Genomic DNA, 4,622 nt, shown 5'->3' with positions numbered 1-4,622 from the left:
GGGCGATGCTTGAGGCCCTTGGTGAACTCGGCGACGCCGATCGGCTGGCCGCTGCTGCCGCCGGGACTGCGCCCCCACCACTCGCGGTAGGTCATGTCGCGCGACATCTTGTCGCCCCACTGCACCAACTGTCCCTTCACGACGCGGTGGATGCGCTGCGCGTTGTAGAAGTTGTTCTTCACCAGGTTGACGATGTGGGCCACCGTCTTGGGGGCCTTGTCGGGCCACGTCTGGATGACGATGGTGCCCTTGTCGGTCTCCATGACGATCTGCGGACCGGGGGCCTGGGCCTGCACGGCGGGAGCCGGAGCAGACAGGCACAGCGCGGCCAGGGCCAGCAGCGACAGCAATGCGCGCGTCATGGGCGGTAGTGTACCCAAAGGGGCTCGGAGCTGGGGGCTGGGGGCTCGGCTCACACTCACACTCAGGCTCAGGGCTCAGGGCTCAAGGCCAGGAGCTCGGCTCGCGGTCAGTCTCGGGGCTGGGAGCTGGGGGCTCGGCTCACAGTCACGGCTGGAGCTGGGGGCTGGGGGCTCGCTTCACGTTCAGGCGGCAGGGCTCAGGGCTCATGCCTGGGACGTGATGCGCGCGGTGCGCTTCCCAGCGCCAAGCCCCCAGCCCCGTCCTCCGCCATTCCCGGCATCGCCGCATCGCAGCATTCCCCCTGTGGTGTACCTTGTTGCGGAGTTTTCCCAGTCCAGCTCGAGGGAGTGTTCCGCGTGTCACAGCTCTTCGCGGTCAAGCCGCTGTCCCAGCTCACCAGTGATGCCGACCACCACGGGGGCCCGCGCCTGGCGCGGTCGCTCGGGCCGGTGCAACTGATTTCGCTGGGCATCGGCGCCATCATCGGCGCCGGCATCTTCTCCACGGTCGGCAGCGCCGCCGCGGGCGGCGCGAATCACCTGGGCGCCGGCCCCGCGCTGATCATCTCCTTCATGCTCACGGCACTGGCCTGCGGGTTCGCGGCCCTCTGCTATGCCGAGTTCGCGGCGATGGTGCCGATCGCGGGGTCTGCGTACACCTACTCGTACGCGACGCTCGGCGAGCTGGTGGCCTGGATCATCGGGTGGGACCTGATCATCGAGTACGCGATCGGCAACGTCGCGGTCGCCATCTCGTGGTCCGGCTACTTCCAGGAACTGCTGCGGGGCTTCGGCGTGACGTGGCCCGTGTGGCTCGGCACGGACTATCGCACCGCCTATCGCGCCCTGGCCGAGTATCAGGCGGCCAACGGCAACATCGCCGACCTCGGGCCGGCGGTCATCCGCAACGCCGACGCGGTGATGAACGCCCCCCACATCGCGGGCATCCCGATCCTGTTCAACCTGCCGGCGTTCCTGTCGGTGATGGGCATCACGTGGGTGCTCGTGCGCGGCGTGCGCGAGAGCGCGGGCTTCAACACCGCGATGGTCGTGCTCAAGCTCGTGATCATCGCGTTCTTCCTCGCCGTGGGCGCGTTCTACGTGCAGCCGGAGAACTGGACGCCCTTCGCGCCCAACGGCTTTGCCGGCATCAGCAGCGCCGCCGCCATCATCTTCTTCGCCTACATCGGCTTCGACGCCGTGTCGACCGCGGCCGAGGAGACCAAGGACCCGCAGCGGAACATGCCGATCGGGATGATCGGCAGCCTGGTGGTGTGCACGGTCATCTACATGGCCGTCGCACTGGTGCTCACCGGCCTCACGCCGTGGACCCAGTTGGGCACGGCCGAACCGCTCGCCACGGCCTTCTCGTCGCGCGGCATGCACTGGGTGTCGGGCATCATCTCGCTCGGTGCGGTGTTTGCCACCACCTCGGTGCTCATCGTGTTCCAGATGGGCCAGCCGCGCATCTTCTTCTCGATGGCGCGCGACGGACTCCTTCCCGCGTGGGCCGCGAAGGTGCACCCGAAGTACCAGACGCCGTACATCACGACGATCCTCACGGGCGTGTTCGTGGGCCTGCTGGCAGGGCTGGCCAACATCGACGAAGTGGTCGAGCTGACCAACATCGGCACGCTGTTCGCCTTCGTGCTGGTGGCGGTGGGCATCCTGGTGCTGCGTCGCACCAACCCCGACGCGCACCGGCCCTTCCGTACGCCGTTCGTGCCGCTCGTGCCGATCCTGGCGATCGTCTCGTGCGGCTACCTGATGGCGCAGCTGCCCTGGCCCACGTGGGAGCGCTTCTTCATCTGGCTCGCCCTCGGGCTCGTCGTGTACTTCGCCTACGGCTACCGCCACAGCAAGTTGCGGCACGGATAGCGCGAGCAAGGGACAAGGGACACGTACGCGAGTCACCAGGGCGGCGAGGGACAACGGACGAGGAACTCGAGGGACACGGGAATAGGGACACCAGGGACCGCTGGCACGATCGCCCATGTCCTTCGTCCCTTGTGCCTGCTCACTGGTCCCTCGTATCCCTTGTGACGTGCGTACTCGTCCCGTGTCCCTTGTTCACCGGCTCCCCCGGACCGGAAGATCCCGCAGTGGTGCTGCAGCCGCAGCGGCCCCCGGTGACGGGCGCACGACTCTGCGGCCGGCCCATCGAGACCACCCGTGCTCAGCGCACGGCGAGGAGCGGCGGCGCCATGGGCACGGCCTCGCGCTGCCGGCGCGCCTGCTCGACCAGGCGCGCGACCACGTCGGGATGCTGCGCGGCCACGTCGAACTGCTCGCCCGGGTCGATCTCGAGGTGGTAGAGGCGGGGCGGCGTGTGCTCGACGCGCGTGTCGCCCCTGCTGTAGGCGCCCCGCGTCACGAGATGGATCTTCCACGGGCCCTCGCGATACGCCATCAGCTCGTCGTCTCGCCAGTACATGAACTGCTGTCGGGCGCTCGCGGCGGTGCGGAAGAGCGCCGGGCCGATGTCCACGCCGTCGAGGGGACGCCCGTCGAGCGACGCGCCCGTCAGCGCGGCGATGGTCGGCAGCAGATCGAGGTGCGCCCCCATGCCCGAGACGATGGCCCCGGGGGCGATGCGGCCGGGCGCCCAGAAGATGCCGGGGACGCGCACGCCGCCTTCCCAGGTGCTTGCCTTGCCGTCGCGCAGCGGCCCCGCCGATCCGCCGTGCTGGTCGTAGGCGCGCCACGGCCCGTTGTCGCTCGTGAACACCACCAGCGTGCGGCGATCGAGCCCGTTGCGCCGCAGCGCCTCGACGAGCCTGCCGACGTTGGCGTCGAGCTCCTCGACCACGTCGCCGTACACGCCAGCCGCGCTGCGTCCCTCGAAGGCCTTCGAGCGGAACAGCGGCACGTGCGGCATCGGGTGTGCGAGGTAGAGGAAGAACGGACGCGCGCGGTTGGCCTCGACGAACCTGATGGCTTCGTCGGTGAGCCGTTCGGTCAGCATCTCCTGCTGTATGGGCTGCTCGACCACCGCGCCATTGCGCAGGAGCGGCACCCGCCAGTACTCGGACCGCGGGTTCAACATCGTCTCGCGGCCGGACTTCACGCCGGGCGCGAGGTCCATGTCGTTGGAGTACGGCAGGCCGTAGTGCAGGTCGAATCCCTGCCGCTGCGGCACGAAGTCGGGAAGGTGTCCGAGGTGCCACTTGCCGATGGCGGCGGTGGCATAGCCGCGCGCCTTCAGCAGTTCCGCGATCGTGACCTCAGACGGCGGCAGCCCCGCAGTCGATGTGGGGAAGAAGACGCCGGGCCCGGTGGCGTTGCCTGAGTCGCGCTTCTCTCGCCCATACACGCCCGTGCGCACCGGCAAGCGCCCGGTCAGCAGCGCGGCGCGGCTCGGTGAACACACCGGCGCCCCCGAATAGAAGCTGGTCCACCGCTGCCCCTCGGCCGCCAATCGATCGAGGTGCGGCGTGCGGATGGTCGGGTGACCGTAGGACGAGAGGTCGCCGTAGCCGAGGTCGTCGGCCAGGATCACCACGACGTTCGGGCGATCGTCGCTGGCAACGACAGGTTGGGCCGATGGCCGCGCGCTCGCGACCAGCGCAACACACACGATCCCGAACAACGCGCGCAGCATCATGCCGTCTCCCATCAAAACGATTCAGAATTCGAAGTTCAGAATGAAGCGTGTTACGCGCGCCCTGTTCAGACCTTCGTCCTTCTAATTCTGAACTCTGAATTCTGAACTCTGAATTCAAGGTTGCTTCCTGATGACCCACGTCGTCATGCAGCGCTGGTCCTGCACCACGGTCGTCTTCAGCGGGTCGAGCAGCGTGCCGCCGAGCGCCTCGGTGATGGCGAGCAGTTGCGCCTCGTCGACCACGTAGCGTTCCGATCCGTCGGCGAGCACGAACCGTCGTCCGCCGAGCGGATGCATCGGCATGGTCATGCCGATGCTGGACGCCAGGCGCGCGAACAGCATCCCGCCAGGAGCAAGCACGCGCCACATCTCGCGCACCATCGCCTCGAAGTGGCTGTCGTCGCGCGCGAAATGCAGGACGGCGTTGCTGATGACGACGTCGACCGATGCGTCGGGCCACGGCAGCGCCTCGATCTGTCCCAGGCGGATCTGCTCGCGCGGGAGCGCGGGGGCCAGCGCGGCAGCCATTCCGCGCACGTACGTGACCGCCTGCGGGTCCTCGTCCACGGCGTGCACATCGAAGCCCTCGCGCAGCAGGTACACGAGGTTGCGTCCGGCGCCACAGCCGGCATCGAGCACCCGCATCCCTGGGGCGA

The 4,622-nt window shown here is 68.5% G+C and carries 4 protein-coding genes; 1 reads left to right on the top strand and 3 read right to left on the bottom strand.

What is annotated here, in order from left to right; translation table 11 throughout:
- A partial coding sequence (locus tag ACIRDX_RS20640) for a peptidylprolyl isomerase (protein ID WP_396627322.1) occupies window positions 1-362 on the bottom strand: 362 nt, incomplete at its 3' end.
- Between the two features lie 357 nt (window positions 363-719).
- Here ACIRDX_RS20640 and ACIRDX_RS20635 point away from each other — a divergent pair.
- Complete coding sequence (locus tag ACIRDX_RS20635) at window positions 720-2,240, top strand: amino acid permease (protein ID WP_396627321.1); 1,521 nt, start codon at window positions 720-722, stop codon at window positions 2,238-2,240.
- 298 nt (window positions 2,241-2,538) lie between these two features.
- Here ACIRDX_RS20635 and ACIRDX_RS20630 read toward each other — a convergent pair whose 3' ends face one another.
- Window positions 2,539-3,966: a sulfatase gene (locus ACIRDX_RS20630; RefSeq protein ID WP_396627320.1), complete on the bottom strand. Its 1,428-nt coding sequence runs from the start codon at window positions 3,964-3,966 to the stop codon at window positions 2,539-2,541.
- Between the two features lie 114 nt (window positions 3,967-4,080).
- A partial coding sequence (locus tag ACIRDX_RS20625; protein ID WP_396627319.1) for a class I SAM-dependent methyltransferase occupies window positions 4,081-4,622 on the bottom strand: 542 nt, incomplete at its 5' end.

It is taken from the genome of Luteitalea sp. (assembly GCF_044337415.1).
GTDB lineage: Bacteria > Acidobacteriota > Vicinamibacteria > Vicinamibacterales > Vicinamibacteraceae > Luteitalea.
The sequence above is the reverse complement of the archived record's forward strand: the minus strand, read 5'-3'. Positions and strand labels throughout refer to the sequence as shown.

What these genes read in the sequence shown, in the direction of transcription:
- ACIRDX_RS20630 (WP_396627320.1), bottom strand. Translation starts at nt 3,966, where the DNA reads ATGATGCTGCGCGCGTTGTTCGGGATCGTGTGTGTTGCGCTGGTCGCG.